The sequence below is a fragment of the Streptomyces sp. NPDC033216 genome (assembly GCF_055577115.1).
Window position 1 is genome coordinate 70,671 of the sequence record NZ_JBVIQK010000021.1, and the last position, 18,229, is coordinate 88,899.

The window sequence follows — 18,229 nt, forward strand, 5'->3', positions numbered from 1 at the left end:
CGAACGAGCCCCCGTCCTCGGCACCGCCGACGAGCCGGACCGGCTCGTGTCCGCCCGGCCCACCTGCCAGTTCTCCTCCGCTGGGCCCACCGCGCGGACCGGACCGCCGGACAGCTCCACACCCCAGCCCTGGTGGTTGGGCGACAAGTCGGCCACCCCGCCCCGCACGTCCAGACCCTCCTGGACGGCATGCCCGGCCCCCACGAACTCCGCCACCTGGGCGCGATCGACGCGCGCATCCAGTTCTACGACGACCCCGAACTCATCGGCCGGGCCGTAGCAGAGATCAACGAATGGCACCTCATGGCCGAAGCATGACTTCTACGGCGTTCCCCGCCGGCTCGCGCCACGCCGCGACGCCCCCGGTCCGATCGGATCCCCACCATGCGGCCGGGGTCGGGGTCCCGCGAGCGAGCGCCGCGCCGACGACGCCGAGTTCGCCCCGCGGCCGGTCCGCACGGGTGTCACCGGGGCGGCCCGACGATGACCTGGCCATGGAGGTCGGCGGCCTCGAACACCGGCGCGCGGGCCGCCGTTCACCACACCAGGGTCATAGCCGACAAGGGCTGCCGTGGCACCGGCTCGCTCATGCCGCTCCACCGCGAACCCGCCAGGCCGAACTCCCGGCCCGGCAGGAGGAACACGACATCGCCCCTCGCACGGCCCGCGCCCGGATCGGGCACTCCTTCGCGCGCATGAGGACAGGGAAGCTCGTGATCAGGCGGACCGGGAGGTGAGCGCGGCGAGTTCTCCCAGGGCTCGGGCCGCCGGTGCCGGGTCGATCAGCCACTTCAGGTGGCTGCCTCGGAGGGTGCGGACGTCGTAGGGGTTGTCCGGCGTCAGCGCGTTTCCCTCGCGGATCAGCCGGTCCTGCATGGCGAGCGGAAGGCTCGCGTCGTCGGCCAGACGGACGAAGGTCTTCGGGATGCGGCCCCAGGTCGCGGCCTGCGCCCGGTCGGCGGACGTGCCGACGTCCAGGTTCTCGTCGGGCTGGAAGGTGTTCAGGAAGGTCAGGAACTCGTCGTCGGTCCCGTCGGCGAGGAAGGCGGCCTTGAGGGCCGCGAGGGCGTCGGGGTCCGAGGTGCGGAAGTTGACGCGCAGGAGACCCAGTTCGGCCGGGTTCCCGGCCACCGCCAGACCCAGGGATGCGGCGTCGACGGTGGCCATCTCCGGCTCGGCGTAGTAGTCGTTGACGTCCAGGTCGACCGGGCACCAGGCCGCGACATAGACGATGCGGTCGATCAGGTCCGGCCGTGCGTTGGCGGCGGCGGTGGCCGTGATACCGCCCCTGCTGTGGCTGACGAGGATCACCGGCCCGTTCTCCTTGGCCCGTTCCAGGACCCCGATCAGGTGCGCGGCGTTGTCGGCGAGCGTCACCCCCTTGAGGGAACCGGTCGCGGCGGCGAGACCCTGGAGATCCTGAGGTGCCTGATAGGCGCGCACGAAGGTCGCGCCGAAACCGTGGCCGGGCAGGTCGACCGCCACGCAACGGTGCCCGAGGAGGCCGAGCTCGGCCTGGAGCGGCGCGAAGGAGAAGGAGTTCGCGAAGGCTCCGTGAACCAGTACGAATGTGGGCTGCATGTCTCTCCTCGTCTTTGGTCCCGCCGCGTCGGCGGTACGGCGGGGGTGGGGAACGGTCCGTTGCTGGAAGCCGGCTGCGCCCGCGATGCGGGCAAGTGGGCGAACGTGCCCACGGTGGTGGTCGGCGAGGCCGGCAGCGCTTCGAGCAACACCGGGGGTGGGACGGGTGGTGGGTGAACGGGGCGGGTCGAGCGACGGGCTCGAGATCCGCTGCGCCAGTAGGGGTCAGCCGTGCTCGGGAGCAGCCCACTCGACGAACTGGATGATCACTCCGTTGGGATCGGTGACCTGGAACAGGCGCTCACCCCACGGTTCCTGACGCGCTGGCATGGTGATGCGGACCCCGGCCTCCCGCAGCCGCTCTTCCTGCTCCTGAAGGCCGGCGGCGACGGTGAAGGCCAGGATCAGACCGCTGACGCGCTGCTCGCGCTGCTCGGGCGGCAGCACCTCGATACCGCGGGCGAGCAGGACGATGTCGACCGCGTCGTCGTGCGACAGGGACACGAAGCCCTCGGCGGCCTGCCGGACGACATAGCCCAGGTGGGTGGTGAAGAACTCCTGCGAAGCGGTGACGTCGTCAACGGTCAGCGACACGGTGGAGGCGGTGAACTGCACGGGACTCCCTGGATGCGGTTGGGGACGGACTCGGTTGCCACGGCGGGACGTTGCGGACGGTGGCCGCCCAGGGGCGGCTGAGGCGACAAGGTCGCGAGTGCGCTCGCGCATGGCTGTACGCCCTCCCCCGTGTGCCGCATTTGCCCGCCGTAAAGTTACGACGGTTATAAACTTACTCCGAGCCAACGCTAGTGTCAACATAAAGATGCTACCGATGTAAGATTGCGACATGGCTACCCAGACGCCGGCCCCCGGGGCCGGACTTCGCGAGACCAAGAAGCAGGAGACCCGGCAGCTCATCTCCGACCACGCGACACGGCTGTTCATCGACCAGGGGTTCGAGCGGACGACCATCGCCGAGATCGCCGCCGCCGCCCGCGTCGCCAAGAAGACCGTCACCAACTACTTCGCCCGCAAGGAAGACCTGGCACTGGACCACCAGGAGCAGTTCGCCGCCTCGCTGGCCGGAGCCGTGGCCGCCCGACACCCAGGAGAATCAGCGCTGGCCGCGCTGCGCCGCGTCTTCGCCGACTCCGTCGCCGCCCAGGACCCGGTCGCCGGGTTCTCCGGCCGGCAGTTCGCCCGCATGATCGCCGACAGTCCCACCTTGAGCGCCTGTGTGCGCGGCCTGCACGACCAGCGCGAACACCACCTCGCTCAGGCGCTCGCCCAGGCCACCGGCGCTCAGCCCGACGACATCACCGTCCGGACCGTCGCGGGCCTGCTGGGCACCGTCCACCGTGTCCTGTTCCACCGCATCCAGGAGCTCACTCTCGCCGGACACCCCAACGACCACATCGCCCAGACCATCACCGCCGAAGCCGCCCGTGCCTTCGACCTACTGGAACCCGCCCTGTCCGACTACGCCACCGCCTAGAACGGCGCCCCCCGCCCGCAAGGCAGCGCTGTCCCCGACATGGACCGGTTCTCCGGGCGCCCCTGAAGCGAGGCCGACAGGCCGACAGGCCGACAGGCCGACAGGCCGACAGGCCGACAGGCCGACAGGCCGACAGCGGACGGTAAGCGGTGCCGGGCACGACGGTGGTCGTCGAGGGCAGGTTCGTGGCGGCGGGCAGCTCGTCGGAGGTGACGCCGTAGGTGCCGGCCCGGTCCAGCGGGTTGCCGGGGCGGCGGTGCGGCGCCGCGGCTCCGCTCAATTCCGGCAAGCGCTCCCTGGGGCCGGCTGGCAGCACACGCAAACGGCCACCTCGTACGCCCGCCGGCCGGAGGGCATCCTGCGCGGGCGACTCGGCCGTCAACCAGTCTCCGGAGACGCAGCGGGCTCGAACGCCGGACGGACGAGATGCCTTACGCCCCGTACGACCCGTCCGTGGGCGGCTCGCCGGCAGACACGGTGGCGGATCATCTCCCTGCGGCGTTCACCGAGGCGTAGGGGAGCAAGTCCGACCCGAGCACCGCCTACTGGCGTGCCGTCACGGCCGTCGCGAACCCGCTCCGGCCCCGGTCATCCCTGTTCGCCCGAGGTGCGCTCGGCGCGATGGGTCCGGCGGTAGGCGGAGGGCGTGGTTCCGGTCAGGGTGCGGAAGTGACGGCGCAGGACAGCCGGTGAGGTGAAGCCGGTGCGGGCGGCGATGTGTTCGACGGGAATGTCGGTTTCCCTCAGCAGCCGCTGGGCCTCGGAGATGCGCACGTGAAGCAGGTACTGGAGGGGGGTCTGACCGGTATGGGTACGGAAGCGACGGGTGAGGCTGCTCGGGCTGGTCCGTGCGTGCGCGGCCATGTCCGAGAGCGTCACGGTCCGGTCGAGCCGGTTCTCCAGCCACCGAAGAGTCGGTTCGAGTCCGGCGCTGTCCATGATCTCCCGTTCGATGGTGTCCTGGACCCGGTCCGCATCGAACTGAAGCGGTGTGATCAGCTCCCGGGCGGTCTCCCCCGCCACTCGTGCACCGTGGTCACTACGGAGAATGTGCAGACAGATGTCCAGTCCGCCGAAGATCCCCGCAGCAGTGAGGAAGGAGCCGTCCTCGACCACGGTGCCGAGCGGGTCGACCCGGAGCTGCGGATGACGCGCCCCGAGTTCCCCGGTGTGGCGCCAGCTGGTGGTCGCACGGCGCCCGTCCAACAGTCCGGTCGCCGCGAGGGTGAACACACCGGTGCCGACAGCCGCGACACGGACTCCCCGGCCTGCCGCCGCGAGCAGCGCGGCGTGAACGGACGTCGGCGGCTCGCCACGGTGGCCGGGGTGCCCGGGGTGCCCGGTGATCAGTACGACATCCGCGCCCACGAGACCTTCCAGACCCCAGGGCAGGCGGACCGGCATCGGATCGGGCGAACGGATCACCCGGAGGCCGGGGGCGGCGCAGAGCCGCACCTCGTATCCCACCTCCGGATGGTCACGGGAGGCAGCTCCGAACACCATCGCGGGGGTGGTGAGGTGAGGGCCGGGGACCCCGTCGAGCGCGAGGACGGCGATGACTGACACGTCCGGAATATAGCCAGGCCTGCGCGGGTGCCGCCGTGCGGTTCATGTCCGCTCCCCGGCACCTGCCGCCGTGTCAGCCGGACGCGTGGATCGTCTTCCGGATCCAGTCCGCGTATACCGGCACGTTGGTGTACAGACCCGGCCCCGTAGAACAGGTCGGGTCGTTGTCACCGTCGCCCGATGTCGTCCCGACGAGTTCCCAGCGACCGTTCCTGGCGCGCCGCAGCTGCGGACCGCCGGAGTCCCCGTTGCACGCCATGGCATCCGGCTTGCGGCTCACCGTGCACAGCCGGGTTTCCCCGGCACGGCCGAAGCACTCGGCCTCGGATCCTCTGCGGGTGTCCAACTGCTGGAGCCGCTCCGGAAACACCCAGTCCTTCGGGAGATCGGCGCCTACGACCGTACCGAAGCCGAGAATCCGGGTGGGCGTGCCCACCGGCCCCGCCTGCTTCGCGATCCGGACGGGCTTCTGGGCGACCGGGCGGTCCAGGCGTACCAGCGCGAGGTCGTCCTGGTTGGGAGCGCCGGACTCGCCCTGGGCGTACCCCGGGTGCATGACGACCTTGTCGACCTTGCGCACGGTGCCGCCGGACGTACGGCGCTCGCTGCCGACACGGACCAGTCCCTCCTGGGAGACCCCGAGATCCGGGTCCATGCAGTGACCGGCCGTGAGCACCCATTGCCGGTCGATCAGCGTCGCACCGCACTGGGCCTTCAACACCACCCCGTCCTCCAGGGGGACCGACAGGGGGATCGACGCCATGAAGGAGTAACTCTCCGTAGACGCCTCGCCGTTGACGATGGCGCCTGCGCTGCCCGTCATGAGCGTTGCGCCGAGCGCGGCGGCCGCGCCGGCCGCGGCCGCGGCGCGGACCGTCAGGCCGCGTCGGCGTGCGGAACGGGGATCGGGGGTGGTGCGGTGAGCAGGGGGGAGACGCATGTCAGTCCTCTCGGAAGGGGCACAGGATGGGGCACGGGCCGGGCGGGAGGCCTCGCGTCCGGGCTCCGTGCTGATCCCCATCCTTGGGGCAGGGCCCCGCCCGAAACAGCCGCCCGCATGTCACTCTCGGCTAAATTCGGGACATGCCACTGATCGCTGTTCTGGTGCTCGACGGAGTTCCGGGGCACCAACTCACCACTCCCGGACTGGCGTTCGGCGCCGCTGCCAGACACCACCCATGGGTCGACTACGACCTGCGGATCTGTGCCGCGCCGGGCTTCGAGAGCACGGGCGGCCCCGCCCCCTTCCGTATCGGGACACCGTGGGGTCTGGAGGGACTGGAAGACGCCGACACCGTGCTGCTGCCCGGCTGCGCGGGCTTTCGTGACGAACCCGCGGCCGCCGTGGCCGACGCCCTGCGTGCCGCTGCCGCGCGTGGCTGCCGCATGGGCGCGGTCGGTACCGGCACGTTCGTTCTCGCCGCCACCGGTCTGCTCGACGGGCGGCGCGCCGCCACGAGCCGTCGGCACACCGAGGAACTGGCGCGCCTGTACCCCCGCGTCGAGGTCGATCCCGACGGCGCGGTCGTGTCGCACGGCCCCTTCCACAGCGCGGCGGGGGTGCTGGGTGGGCTCGATCTCTGTCTCCACCTGATCGCTCTCGACCATGGGGAACCCGTGGTCGTCGAAACCGAGAGACAGGCCTTCCTCCAGCTCCACGCGCCGGCCGACGACCCCGTCGGTGACGTCCCGGCCACGGCCCTCGCCCCCTCGGACGGCAGCCTCGATGAGGCGATCCGGTGGATGGAGGCCAACCTCCAGCATCCGCTGACGCTCGCCGAGATCGCCGACCGCACGGGGCTCGGCATACGCACCCTGACCCGGCGCTTCCGCACCGAGACCGGACTGAGCCCGCTCCAGTACCTGCTCCGCGCCCGCCTCCAGCTTGCTCAGCGGCTCCTGGAACGCACCGACGACCCCATCGAGCGCATCGCCGCCCGCACCGGTCTCGGCACACCCGCGAACTTGCGCCACCACTTCCACCGCTGCACCGGCACCACCCCCGGCATCTACCGCAACGCCTTCCGCTCCCTTGCCGCTTCCCTGACCTGGGCCGAGCGGGACGAACCCGACCGGCACTGAGTGGCACCACTACCGGTGGCTCTCCGGCCCTACGCCCGGGGCCGGCCGCAGGGGTGGCGGTGACAGGGGAGCAGGCACTGCGGGCGATACTGCGGGCGCTCGCGCATGGTGTGGTTCCCCGCCCGCGCTGCATCCGGGCAACGCGCCGGGCCCATGGCTGATACGCGGCTCCGACAGCTCGGTCAGTACGTGAACAAGAGCTTGGGGAATGGCTGCGGCCGCTGTTCGGGTCAGCCGGCACCGCGGCGTTGTCGCGCACTGGAATCAAGACGTGGACTCGCCACGGCCGCGCGTCTTCTCGCGCGACGAACTCTTCGACCGTCTTCTCCGCGCCGATCACCGGATCGGGCAATTGCGCTCGGCGCATTCCGATGAGGAGTTCGCCCGACTGATCGCAGCCGCTGACGACGGGCCCGGCCACTCGGCGGACGTGGGTCTCCTCCCGGCCGACATCGCGAAGGCGACAACCTCCCGAACGCGGCGAGCGGGTCTCCGGCAACCACCTCGGACGACGCAGGAACGGTACGGCCGGGCGGGAAAGGGGCGCGGCGGGAGGCAGCCGTCACCCACGGTGGGTGAGCGTGGCACAGGCGCCTCGCGACCGTTCCTCGACCCGTCTTCCAGCAAGACGCTCGACGATGCCGCCAGGCGGGGAGGTGGGATGCCTCCGTTCGGCGTTCTGGCGTTCGGCGTGAGGAGTGCGTATGTGCAAGGTCGTATCCCGTGACGGCACCACGGGCGCCTACCAGAAGGCGGGTGACGGCCCGCCGATCGTGCTCCTCGACGGATCGTTGCGCGACCACGCCGTCCTCGAGGCGCTCGTGCCCGAACCGGCGCCGCACCGCGCCACCTGCGTCCACGGCCGTCCGGGACGCGGCCAGGGGGCAGGCTCCCCGCGGTACGCCCTCATCCGCGAGACCCAGGACCTCGAGGCGGTGATCGAGGAGGCCGGCGGGTCGGCGCTCGCGGTGATCGAGGAGGCCGACGGGTCGGCGCTCGCGGTGATCGCAGTGCCGGCGGGTGCGGCCTCGGCCGACGCCGCCGGCGGGCGAGGTCGGCTCTGATGCGCCGCGTCGCGATCGTCGGGGCCGGCGCGGCGGGGTCGCTGACGGCGGTCCAGCTGATGCGTCAGGCAGACAGGCTCGGCCGGGCGGTCGCGATATGGCTGATCGACCCGGCCGCACGAACCGGGCCGGGTGTCGCCTACGGCACGTCCGACCCGCGCCACCTCCTCAATGTGCCCGCCGGCCGCATGAGTGCCTTCCCTGACGACCCCGGGCACTTCCTGCGCTGGCTGACGGACCGGCACCCGCACACGACACCCGGCGACTTCGTTCCCCGTCAGGTGTACGGGCAGTACCTGACCGACATCGTCGAGCGCACCGCCGACGCCTGCGGGCACACGCGCCTGCACCGGGTGCGGGACGGAGTCGTCGCCGCCCGCGGGCGGGGATCCGGACTGGTGCTGCGGCTCGCCGGCGGCGGTGAGCTGCGGGTGGACGCGGCCGTACTGGCGCTGGGCAACCTCGCCCCGGCACAGGACTGGGCCGGCGCCGAACTGAGGGCCTCCGGGCGCTTCGTCGCCGACCCCTGGGCGCCGGGCGCGCTCGACGGCCCCGCCGAGAAGGGGGACGTCCTGCTCGTCGGCACCGGCCTGACCATGGTCGACCTGGCCGCCACGCTCGCCCGCCCGGACCGGGTGCTGCACGCGGTGTCCCGCCACGGGCTCCTTCCCCAGGAGCACCTGCCCGTCGCGGCCCCGCCGGCCGAGCCGCCGGACCTGGACGGTTCACGCGGTCTCGACGCGCTGCGCCGCGGCGTCCGACGACACCTCTCCGCCACCCGCCGCGCCTGCGGGGACTGGCGCCCCGCCCTGGACGGGCTGCGCCCGTTGACGGCGGCGCTGTGGCAGCAACTGCCCGCGGCCGACCGTGCCCGCTTCCTCGGCGAGGACCTGCGGGCCTGGGAGGTGCACCGCCACCGCATGGCACCCGCGACCGCCGCCACACTCCGCGAGCTGCTGGCGTCGGGCCGGCTGCGGATCGGCGCCGGGGAGGTGGTCCGTGCCGCGCCGGTCGACGACGCGGTGGCGGTCGCCCTCAGCGACGGCAGACGGCTGCGGGTCGGTGCGGTGATCAACTGCACCGGGGCTCGGACGGGCCCGCCCGGCACGGCGGATCCCCTGGTCCGCTGCGTGCTGGAGCGGGGCTACGGCCGGACCGGCCCCGCCGGTCTGGGGCTCGACACCTCCCGCGACGGACGGCTGGTGCCCGCGGCCGGCGCCCCGGTCCTGCGGCTGTGGACGATCGGGGCCGCGCGACGCGGGAACCTGCTGGAGACGACCGCCGTTCCGGAGATCCGCGCGCAGGCCGCCGAAGTCGCCGGCGACGTGCTGGCTACGCTCACCGACCGCCGGGCCCCCCGACCGACCGACCGCTACGGGCAGCGTCTGAGCACGTCACCCGAGGCGGCGGAGCTGTACGACCAGGCCCTGGAGCGCATCCTGGCGGGCAGCCTCGGCGCCGAGGCGCTGCTGACGAAAGCCGTCGGCGTCGACCCGGACTTCGCCGTCGGCCACGCGGCGCTGGCGCTGCTCGGCCACGAGTGCGGGAGCGCCGGCGAAACGCCCTCGGCGCTGGCGGCCGCCCGTCGGGCCGCGGCCGTGCGGGCGGACGACCGCGAACGCGGCCTGGTCGCCGCGGTGGACGCCTGCCTGACCGGTGGCGAGGAGAGGGGAAAGGCGGCCCTGCTGGGCCACATCGCCGACCATCCCCGGGACGCCCTGGCGGTGAGCGCGGCCGTACCGACCGTCTCCTTCAACGGGGTGACCGGCGCCGAGGAGGCCTGGGCGCTGGTCGAGGGGTTGACGGGAACCTACGGGGACGACTGGTGGTACCTGGGGCAGCTCGCCTTCGTCCGGCAGGAACAGGAGCGTTGGGAAGAGGCCGAGGCCCTGGCCTGCCGGGCGCTCACCGCACAGCCCCGCGCCGGGCACGCCGTCCACGCCCGGGCACACGTGTACTACGAGACCGGCGAGCACCGTGCCGGCCTGGCCTGGCTGGACGAGTGGCTTCGCCGTCACGGGGACGGGGCGGGCCACCGTTCCCACATCGCCTGGCACGCCGCCCTGCACGAGCTGTCGCTCGACGACCGCCCCGCGCTGCTGCGCCGCTACCGCCGGGAACTCGTCGTCTCCCGGGTGAGCGGAGGCCGACTGCTCGTCGACTCCGCCTCGCTGCTGTGGCGGGCGCGCATGACGGACAGTTGGAGGGGCGGCCTGCCCGTCGCCGAACTGCTGGACGCGGCTCCGCGGCACTGGCTGGACGCACCGGCGACGGGCTTCGCCGCCCTGCACGGCGCGCTGGCCCTCGCCGCGGCCGGGGACCTGCACGCCCTCGGGCGGCTGCGGGCCCATGCGTTGAATCATCACCAGGGGGTGTTCGCGCTGGTGGTCGCTCCGCTGTGCGACGCGCTGTCGGCCGTGGTCCGGGAGGACTGGCGGCAGGCGGTACGGCGGCTTCGGCCGCTGCTGCCCCTGGTCGCGCGCGTGGGTGCGAGCAAGGCCCAGCAGGAGGTGGTGGAGGAGACTTTGCTGCACGCCCTGATCGCGGGGGGCGAGTACGACCGGGCGGCACGGCTGCTCGCCGCGCGGCTGGACCGCCGCCCGTCGCCGCTCGACCGGCGGCGACTGGAGTCGGTGCGCGGGCGGCGTGCGGAGCGACGTGACCCGGCGGTCATCGGCAGGCCCTCCGAACGCACCTGCTCCGCCTGACAGAGCCAGGCCGCCTCTTCCAGTGGCAGACGAACGCCGCGTACAGGGCTGTCGGGTTGGGGCGTGTGTTTCTGCCGCCGCAGCGTGCGCAGGCACTCGCGGTGGCGGCGACGCAGGTTCTCGAGAGCCCGGCGGCCGAAACTGACTTTTCCTCACTGTTTGCGGTTCCACAGCGAGTCGAACCTGTCGTTGTCGCCGCCGAGCGTCGGCGTGGGTGCCGTGTAGGGGGTGAAGATGCCGGAGTAGCTGTCGTCGCACCACGCGCACAGCCGGTTGTCGGCGCACTGTGCGGGATCGCCTACGCGGGTGGCCGCGCCGTGGCGAAAGCCACCCCCGCGGCCCTCAGCGGAATCGCTGCGCGCTCCAGCGCGCGGTGGGGACGGAAATTGGTCCCCGGTCCCCGGGTGGCGCGGGTGAAGCGGTCATGTGTGTCCTCCCCTTGGCGAAGACGACGTGCTTCCAGGACTGCGGTACCGAGCAACCCCGGACACGCCGGAACGACATGAACGCTCCGGGTTGCCCGGTCGGGCGCCCGCCGCAGGACGGGGCGTCGGGTACCGACCTGCGCTGTCAGTCCTCGTCCAGCAGTTCCCGACCGAGGGAAGAGGCCAGGTGCACTACGGAACCACCGCGACGGCTGGTGGTGATGAGGCGTGCGTCGCGCAACGCCTTGGTGTGCTGGCTTACGGCCGGCAGGGAGACGCCCAGCCGCGCTGCCAGTTCAGTCGTGCTGCAACCGTCAGCGGTCCTGCGCAGCACGGCGGCCCGGGTGCGTCCGAGCAGGGCGCCCAGGGCGTCGTCGGCCACGGGGCCCCTGGGGCGCCACAGCGCCTCGCCGGTAACCGGGTCGGTCACTGCCGGGACGGTCAGCCGCGGTACGGACGTGTCGTCGTACGGGTCGTACAGCAAGCTGAAATTGCGCCAGGAGAACAGGGCGGGCACCAGAGTCAGTCCTCTGCCGCCCAGGTGGACCTCGATCGGGCGGGGGTAGCGCACCTCCAGTACGGGCGGGCGCCAGCGCACCAGCGGAGGGCTCAGAGCGGCTAACAGGGCGTCGACTCCTCCTTCCAGGAACGTGCGGGCGTACTGCGCGCGTACGACGTCCAGCCGCGACCGTGAGGCCTCCCAGTACGGTGCGAGCGTCACCCGGTGACAGGCCACGAGTCCGGCCGCCAGCAACCGCCTGGCGTCGGCGTCCCCGTCGGCGACGGCCCGCGCCCATGACATGTGGGCGGGCGCGACGGCGACGGTTTCCAGCTCACGGCGTACCTGGGTGCGGGGTGCCCGCAGCAGAGCCTCCACGGCGTGGTCGATGTCGGGTGAGTCGCCGGCCAGCGCCAGCAGGTCGAGGCCCGGACCTCGGGTCGGCAGCAAGGTGGTGAGGGGACCGGCGTCCTCGCCGAGTCGGCCGGCCACGGTGGCGCGCCACCGCTGGAAGGGCAGCGGGAGGGAACGCCGGCACAGCATCTCCAGGCCGTAATACGTCTCCGCGGCGGCCCCGATGCTGCTGGCTACCCGAGTACGGGCGAGATCCTCAGCGGTGAAATGAATGCGCAGCACCAGACACCCCCATCACGAAACGGGGACACCTCGGGTGCGGTGCCGGCCCCGGCCGCCGCCTTCGTGGCGACCGAAACATTGTCGGACGGCACGAGGAGGGCCTGCGACGCCCTTTCCGGACCTTCCGCCATGCGGCACACACGGTGTCCGCGGGGGGGACGGCTTCACCCCGTGCGTGGGCGAAGGCTCGTCTCCCCGGCGCCCCGACGGCACTGAAGACGAGCCGGGAACAGTCGACTCGCCCCGAGAACGGCGGAAAACCGCTCGACTCCGAGGTGGCGGAGGCCATTTATCGGCTGATCGGCTGGACTTCCGCTTTCCAGCCGGCACCTGTCGTGGACGTCATGTCTCATCGGGGCCGACGCGAGGATCACGACTGCGTGCACTGTTGCGCCGGGTCGGCTCTGCCCACGAGTACCAGTTCGGGCAGCGCCGCTCCCGCGTACGACTTCGTTCGGGCCCGCGGCAGCGCCGGAGGCGGAACTCCGCCTCCGGCGCTGCCGTTCGGGGCGGGCATGCGCCATGGCCCTGTCGACAGGTCGGCAGCGCCCGTCACCAGGTGGTTCCGGCGGGCTCCTCGATGGTGGTGTTGATGCGGTTGAAGAAGTTGGTGAGGCTGATCATCAGGATGATCGCGGAGAGCTGCTCCTCGTTGAAGTGGTCCGCGGCCTCGTTCCACACCTCGTCGGGGACGGCCTTGCCGGAGCGGTCGGCGATCCGGGTGGCGGCCTCGGTCAGGGCCAGCGCCGCGCGCTCCTCGTCGGTGAAGAACGGCGCCTCGCGCCAGGCGACCACGGCGTGAAGGCGTTCGTCGCTCTCGCCGTGCTTCTTCGCGCCAGCCACTCCGGCGAACACGCAGGCGCTGCAACCGTTGATCTGGCTGGCCCGCAGGTGGACCAGCTCAAGGATCTGCGGGGACACGCCGCCCTGGTACATGGCCTGGTAGATGTTCTGGATGCCCTTCATGGCGTCCGGCAGGACCAGAGCGGGGTTCTTCATCCGGGCAGTGGTGGTGATCGGGGCGTTCATCTGATGCTCTCCTGGTGATCCGTTAGCGTCTGTCACTGGACCGACGGATCGGGACGCGGGGGTGTGACAGGTGAGCGAGAACTTTTTTCTGGCCGACCGCTTCGAGGCGGAACGGCCCGGCCTGCGGGCGGTGGCCTACCGGATGCTGGGGTCGCTCGCCGAGGCGGAGGACGCCGTCCAGGAGGCGTGGTTCAAGCTCAGCCGCACCGATGTGAGCGACGTGAGGAACCTGGGGGCCTGGCTCACCACGGTCGTGGGCCGGATCTGCCTGGACATGCTGCGCTCGCGTACCGCGCGCCGTGAGGATCCGCTGCCCGAGCGGGACGGTTCCGTCCGGCTTCCGGACCCGGTCGTCACCGCGCCGACCGGCGTGGACCCCGAGCAGGAGATCCTGATCGCGGACTCCGTGGGCATTGCACTCATGATCGTTCTGGAGACCCTCTCCCCGGCCGAGCGACTCGCCTTCGTCCTGCACGACATGTTCGACGTGCCCTTCGACGACATCGCCCCCATCCTCGGCCGGACCACGGTCTCCACCCGGCAGCTCGCCAGCCGCGCCCGCCGTCGGGTGCAGGGCGCAGCCCCGGCGGCCGACACGGACTCCGCCTGTAAACGCGACGTCGTGGACGCCTTCCTGACCGCCTCCCGCGGCGGCGACTTCGAGGCACTCCTGGCCGTCCTCGACCCGGACGTGGTCGCGCGCTCCGACGGCGGCACGCTCGTCCCGAGCATCCTGCGGCGCGGCGCAGCCGACGTGGCCTCACAGGCGATCGCCTTCGCCCGCTTCGCGGCGGACGCACACCTCGTCCTGGTCAACGGCACACCGGGCGTCGTCTCGTTCGCCGAGGGCCGGCCACTGTCCGTCATGTCGTTCACCATCCGGGACGGCCGTATCACCGGCCTCGACATCCTCAGTGATCCCGACCGTCTGACCACGCTGGGCCTGACCGCCTGACCGCCTGACCGCCTGACCGCCTGACGGCTTGTCATGTTGTGGGGGGTGCGACGGTCTGGTGGTGCGTCGTGGCAAGCGGGCCCGTGCTCCGGGGCCGGTCGGCCCCTCCCGGCCCGGTCGGCCGGAAGACCGTCCCACCAGCCGGCCCACGGGGCGGCGCCGGCCGTGGCTCTCCAGCGCGGCGGGTTGGCGCCGCGAGGCCTGTGCCGGCGACCGGGTGTCCGGGGGAGGGATGCGGCGACACCACCTCGGTCACCGCCGCCTCCGACCCGTACACCGACCGCATGATCCCCCTCACCCGCCCCCGAACGGGGCCGGATAGGGCAGGGTGGGGTAACGGCACGACAGGAGCAGGGCGATGGTCTGGTCGCGGGTACGGGCCGGGGTGTCGTTCCAGGCGCACAGCAGCTCCCGGTCGCTGAAGAGGGCGCTGTTCTCGGGGTCCAGGCGGGCGCGTACGGCGGCCAGGGCGGCTCCCTCCTCCGGGCTGCGGGACCGGGCGTCCCCGGTGGCCGCCCAGGCGAGGGCGCCTACCAGGCTGGCCGCCTGCGGGTCGTGGGGGGATCCGACGTACAGCAGGCCCTGTCCTTGGCACCAGCCTCGTCGAGCGATCAGCAGGGCGCTTCGGCGGAAGATCTCGTCGCCCGCGTGCACCGGTGGCGGTGGGGTGAGGTCCGTGATGTCGGGGTGGTACAGGGCCGTGCTCATCAGGTCGGGCTCCCTGGCGTGGCGGGGTGTCGTTCTCGGTGGCTGACATGGCCGCTGCGCCGTCGGCCCGGGGAGGTGAGGCGGTCGGCGCAGCGTGTTCTGGATGGGGAGTCGGTGGGCGGTCAGGTCACCGGCTGGTGTGGCCGGCCAGCCGCGGGTGCTCGCTCCTGGCGTCGGCCGCCGCGGCCGTGGCGGGTACCGGCTCAGGCGCCGCGGGCTGCTGCGCGGCGCGGCGGTGGCGGCCCCAGGTGCGGTCGCCGATCAACAGGAGTGCGGCGGGCATGACCAGGCGGCGGATGACGACGGCGTCGAGGATGACGGCGGCGGCGAGGCTGATGCCGAGTTCGCGCACGATGCTGATCTGGGCGCTGGTGAAGGAGGCGAAGACAGCGACCATGATCGCTGCGGCGCCGTTGACGAGGCCGGCGGTGCGGGCGAGGCCGCCGAGGACGGCCTGGCGGTGGGAGAGGCCGCCCAGGTAGGTCTCCCGCATCCGGGAGATCATGATCACCATGTAGTCCATGCTCAGGCCGAACATCACGGCGAAGAGCATCAGCGGGGTGACGCTGTTGATGGAGTGGTCGTCGTTGCCGGTGAGCAGGGCGAGGAAGCCGAGGCTGGCGCCGACGACGGCGATGTTGAAGGCCAGGGCGAGCAGCGGCAGCAGGACCGAGCGGAAGGCGTAGAGCAGGATCAGGAAGCTGAGCAGGGCGACGGAGAGGACCACCAGGGGGGCCGAGCGCAGGACGAGGTCGTCGAAGTCGGAGCCGGTGGCGGTGGCGCCGGCGAGCCGGGCGGTGACCTCGGGCTGGGTGCGGTCGTCGAGGTGGTCGCGCAGGTCGTCGACGAGGTGGTGGGCCGAGGAGCTGTCGGGGTCGGCGTCGGGGGTGACGATGACGCGCGTGATCAGGGTGTCGCCGTCACGGGTCCACAGCTGGTCGAGCGCGGTGCGGTCGGCGGCGTCCAGGGAGGCGGGGTCGGCCAGACCCCGGGAGAAGGGTGCGACGGACTGGACCTTGTCGGCGCCGGGTGCGGACCGGGCGTAGGAGGCGATGTCGGTGGCGCTCTTGAGGAGGGCGTCGGACTGGTCGCGGTCGGCGCTGAGGACGACCTGGACGGGGAACATCTCGCGTACGCCGATGTCCTGCTTGATGCGCTCCATGCCGATGCGGGCGCTGTCGTCGGCGGGCAGGATGTCGGCGCTGGCGACGGGGACGCGCAGGGTCAGCTGGGCGGCGGGGGCGGCGAGTGCGGCGAAGGCGACCGCGAGGGCGGCCAGGACGAGTCCGGGGCGGCGGGTGAAGCGGTTGCCGGGGCGGTCGTGGGTGCCGGCCGGGCGGGGAGTGGTGGTCTCGGTGGTGTTCTTGCGGCGGCGCAGGGTGCCCCAGTTGATGCGGTGGCCCAGCAGGCTCAGTACGGCGGGCAGCAGGGTCACGGCGATGGCCACGGCGACCAGGGAGACGGCCACGCCGCCCAGGGCGATGCTGGTGAAGGACATGGCGCGGGGGATGAAGAGTGCCGAGAGGGCGACCACGACGGCCAGGCCGCTGAAGACCACGGAGTGGCCGACGGTGCGCATGGTGCGGTCCAGGGCGTCGGGCACGGGGTGCCCGTCGGCCAGTTCCTCGCGGAAGCGCTTGATGACGAAGAGCGAGTAGTCGACGGCGACGGCCAGGCCGACCATGCTGACGATGTTGGTGAAGAGGCTGTTGACGTCGGTGAACTGTGTCATCCCGTAGCCGATGGCCTGGGTGAGCATCAGGGTGACGCCCGCCATGAGCAGGGGGACGACCATCGCGGCCACGGAGCGGAAGACCAGCAGCAGCACGATGAAGAGGACCGGGAAGGCGATCGTCTCGGCGCGGGTGACGTCTTCCTTGGAGTGCACGTTCAGCGCGTAGTCCAGGGCGGGAGCGCCGGTGACGTCGGCCTCGACCTTGTCGCCGACGGCCTCGCGCACGTCGTCCTCCAGGTCGGGGACGAGGTTCTGGACGGTGGTGTTGTCGCTGGTGAAGCCCACCTGGAGGAAGGTGGTGCGGCCGTCCTCGGAGAGCCATTCGGGGTGAGTGGACCGGTCGGTGACGGCGGAGACCCCGTCGCGCTGCACGGCCTCGCGGGCCGGTGCGATGGCGTTCTCGACGGTGCCGTCCTTGCTGTGCAGGACGACGAGCAGGGAGTTGGGGGCCTCGTCGAAGGCGCGCTCCAGAGTGCGCTGGGCCTTGACGGACTCTCCGCGGGGGTCGGAGAAGCCGCCGGTCTTCAGGGCGCCTTCGAGCTGGAGGGCGAACGGGACGGCCAGGGCGAGCAGCAGCAGCCAGCCGGCGATCACAGCTTTGGGCCGTGTAACGGCGAGGTGGGCGATTTTCTTCACTTCTACTCCTGGGGTCGAGGTCCGCCGCTCGCGGGGGCGGGCCGTCCGACGGAAGCCAGACAGGAACGGCGCATTTCGATGTCGAAGCAACGATGATGCGTTATCGATGTCCCATCATGAGTGATGCGACATCGATGACGCAACATCTTTGCGGGAGGATTCTTGGCGCGCGGTCGCCGGAGAGCACGCAGAGCGCGCCGGCGCCGGCGCCGACGGGGAGGCGGCCGGCGCGCGGGCAGGGCGTTCAGGGGGCGGCGGCGCCGGGTTCCGCCGACCCCCCGGCGACGGTTCCGGCTCCTGCCGGTCCCCCGCCGGCACCGGGACGCCGGGCGCGGAGCCTGGCCAGCTCGCCGTGGTCCGCGCGCAGGATGAGGCGGTACGGGGGGCGGCTCTCCTGGCGCGCCACGGTGACCCAGCCCCGACGGGCCCAGGCGTACAGGGTGATGTACGGCATCGACAGTTCCGCGGCCAGGTCCCGCAGCCACCACTCGTCGGCCGCCAGGATCTCCTCGGGAGCCGGGGCCGGCCGGCGACGGACCGGGGGGACGTTCTCGCGCAGCAGGCGGCGCACCGTGGTCAGGCTGAGGGGATCGCTGCGGCCCGGAGCCATCGTGTAGCCCTCGCGCTGGAGGACCTGGGCGATGGTGGGGGCGGTGCAGCCCTGTCCGGCGAGTGCGGTGATGCGCGCGACTATCCGGGCGTAGTAGCGCTCCGACGGGACGGCGGCGGCCGACGTCATGACCGTCGTGACAGGCCCGGAGTGCTCACCCGTCCGCAACCGGGCGTACAGATGCCGGTGTGCGGCGAAGGATCGGGGTCGACGAGGCGGGAAACGGCGGGATTCAAGGTGGCGTCCTTCATCGTCCCTATGGCTGCGTCGGTTGCCGGTACCGCGGAGGTCATGCCTGTCGTTACGCCACAGCGTGTCCGTCACGCTAGAGCGTGCTCCGGGACGCCGGTGGGTGGTTGCGTGACGCGGCTTGAACCTGGCGTCGGCCGTCGGGGAGCCGCCATCCGTCATCGCGGGCTGAGCTGGGCTTTCGCCGCCGGGCACGCGGCCGGACTTTACAAAATCTTGCCCTTTGCTGGCCTGAACGGCACGGTCGGGCCGGA

The 18,229-nt window shown here is 72.1% G+C and carries 15 protein-coding genes and 1 pseudogene; 6 read left to right on the forward strand and 10 right to left on the reverse strand.

Annotation, left to right across the window (positions count from 1 at the left end):
• The first annotated feature begins 132 nt into the window (after positions 1-132).
• Positions 133-318 (forward strand): hypothetical protein, encoded by a 186-nt coding sequence (locus ACZ5Y0_RS29515; protein ID WP_469131727.1) that lies wholly within the window; start codon positions 133-135, stop codon positions 316-318.
• A 399-nt stretch (positions 319-717) separates the two neighbouring features.
• On the opposite strand, the gene ACZ5Y0_RS29520 is transcribed toward ACZ5Y0_RS29515, so the two are convergent.
• Both ACZ5Y0_RS29520 and ACZ5Y0_RS29525 read right to left on the reverse strand, forming a co-directional pair.
• The gene (locus ACZ5Y0_RS29520; RefSeq protein WP_469131728.1) at positions 718-1,581 is read right to left on the reverse strand and encodes an alpha/beta fold hydrolase; all 864 of its coding nucleotides are present in this window, start codon (positions 1,579-1,581) and stop codon (positions 718-720) included.
• Between the two features lie 225 nt (positions 1,582-1,806).
• The gene (locus tag ACZ5Y0_RS29525) at positions 1,807-2,196 is read right to left on the reverse strand and encodes a VOC family protein (RefSeq protein WP_469131729.1); all 390 of its coding nucleotides are present in this window, start codon (positions 2,194-2,196) and stop codon (positions 1,807-1,809) included.
• 229 nt (positions 2,197-2,425) lie between these two features.
• Between ACZ5Y0_RS29525 and ACZ5Y0_RS29530 the strand changes: the two genes are divergently transcribed.
• On the forward strand, positions 2,426-3,073 hold the full coding sequence (locus ACZ5Y0_RS29530; protein WP_469131730.1) for a TetR/AcrR family transcriptional regulator: 648 nt from the start codon (positions 2,426-2,428) through the stop codon (positions 3,071-3,073).
• Positions 3,074-3,661: 588 nt separating this feature from the next.
• Here the strand turns inward: ACZ5Y0_RS29530 and ACZ5Y0_RS29535 are convergent.
• Complete coding sequence (locus ACZ5Y0_RS29535; RefSeq protein ID WP_469131731.1) at positions 3,662-4,639, reverse strand: GlxA family transcriptional regulator; 978 nt, start codon at positions 4,637-4,639, stop codon at positions 3,662-3,664.
• A gap of 73 nt (positions 4,640-4,712) precedes the next feature.
• Positions 4,713-5,579 (reverse strand): S1 family peptidase, encoded by an 867-nt coding sequence (locus tag ACZ5Y0_RS29540; protein WP_469131732.1) that lies wholly within the window; start codon positions 5,577-5,579, stop codon positions 4,713-4,715.
• A gap of 143 nt (positions 5,580-5,722) precedes the next feature.
• Here ACZ5Y0_RS29540 and ACZ5Y0_RS29545 point away from each other — a divergent pair, with 143 nt between their 5' ends.
• The 3 genes from ACZ5Y0_RS29545 to ACZ5Y0_RS29555 all read left to right on the forward strand — a co-directional run bounded on the left by ACZ5Y0_RS29545 (position 5,723) and on the right by ACZ5Y0_RS29555 (position 10,493).
• Positions 5,723-6,721 carry a GlxA family transcriptional regulator gene (locus ACZ5Y0_RS29545; RefSeq protein ID WP_469131733.1) on the forward strand — a complete coding sequence of 333 codons (999 nt, stop codon included), beginning with the start codon at positions 5,723-5,725 and terminating at the stop codon, positions 6,719-6,721.
• A 704-nt stretch (positions 6,722-7,425) separates the two neighbouring features.
• The gene (locus ACZ5Y0_RS29550) at positions 7,426-7,785 is read left to right on the forward strand and encodes an alpha/beta fold hydrolase (protein ID WP_469131734.1); all 360 of its coding nucleotides are present in this window, start codon (positions 7,426-7,428) and stop codon (positions 7,783-7,785) included.
• On the forward strand, positions 7,785-10,493 hold the full coding sequence (locus ACZ5Y0_RS29555; RefSeq protein WP_469131735.1) for an FAD/NAD(P)-binding protein: 2,709 nt from the start codon (positions 7,785-7,787) through the stop codon (positions 10,491-10,493). Before ACZ5Y0_RS29550 ends, ACZ5Y0_RS29555 begins: the two co-directional genes overlap by 1 nt.
• A 152-nt stretch (positions 10,494-10,645) precedes the next feature.
• Here ACZ5Y0_RS29555 and ACZ5Y0_RS29560 read toward each other — a convergent pair.
• From ACZ5Y0_RS29560 to ACZ5Y0_RS29570, 3 genes and pseudogenes are all read right to left on the reverse strand, one after another.
• Positions 10,646-10,777: pseudogene (locus ACZ5Y0_RS29560) on the reverse strand (peptidase inhibitor family I36 protein); the annotation flags it as partial.
• 286 nt (positions 10,778-11,063) lie between these two features.
• Entirely contained in the window at positions 11,064-12,053 is a 990-nt protein-coding gene (locus ACZ5Y0_RS29565; RefSeq protein ID WP_469131736.1) for an ArsR/SmtB family transcription factor, read from the reverse strand.
• A 552-nt stretch (positions 12,054-12,605) separates the two neighbouring features.
• Positions 12,606-13,082 (reverse strand): carboxymuconolactone decarboxylase family protein, encoded by a 477-nt coding sequence (locus ACZ5Y0_RS29570; RefSeq protein ID WP_469131737.1) that lies wholly within the window; start codon positions 13,080-13,082, stop codon positions 12,606-12,608.
• A gap of 70 nt (positions 13,083-13,152) precedes the next feature.
• On the opposite strand from ACZ5Y0_RS29570, the gene ACZ5Y0_RS29575 reads away from it, so the two are divergent.
• Positions 13,153-14,037 carry a sigma-70 family RNA polymerase sigma factor gene (locus tag ACZ5Y0_RS29575; RefSeq protein ID WP_469131738.1) on the forward strand — a complete coding sequence of 295 codons (885 nt, stop codon included), beginning with the start codon at positions 13,153-13,155 and terminating at the stop codon, positions 14,035-14,037.
• A 294-nt stretch (positions 14,038-14,331) separates the two neighbouring features.
• Here ACZ5Y0_RS29575 and ACZ5Y0_RS29580 read toward each other — a convergent pair whose 3' ends face one another.
• The 3 genes from ACZ5Y0_RS29580 to ACZ5Y0_RS29590 form a co-directional block, all read right to left on the reverse strand.
• Entirely contained in the window at positions 14,332-14,745 is a 414-nt protein-coding gene (locus ACZ5Y0_RS29580; RefSeq protein WP_469131739.1) for a DUF6197 family protein, read from the reverse strand.
• Between the two features lie 127 nt (positions 14,746-14,872).
• Positions 14,873-17,116: an MMPL family transporter gene (locus ACZ5Y0_RS29585; RefSeq protein ID WP_469131740.1), complete on the reverse strand. Its 2,244-nt coding sequence runs from the start codon at positions 17,114-17,116 to the stop codon at positions 14,873-14,875.
• 244 nt (positions 17,117-17,360) lie between these two features.
• Positions 17,361-17,855 (reverse strand): hypothetical protein, encoded by a 495-nt coding sequence (locus tag ACZ5Y0_RS29590; protein ID WP_469131741.1) that lies wholly within the window; start codon positions 17,853-17,855, stop codon positions 17,361-17,363.
• Between the last annotated feature and the right edge of the window lie 374 nt (positions 17,856-18,229).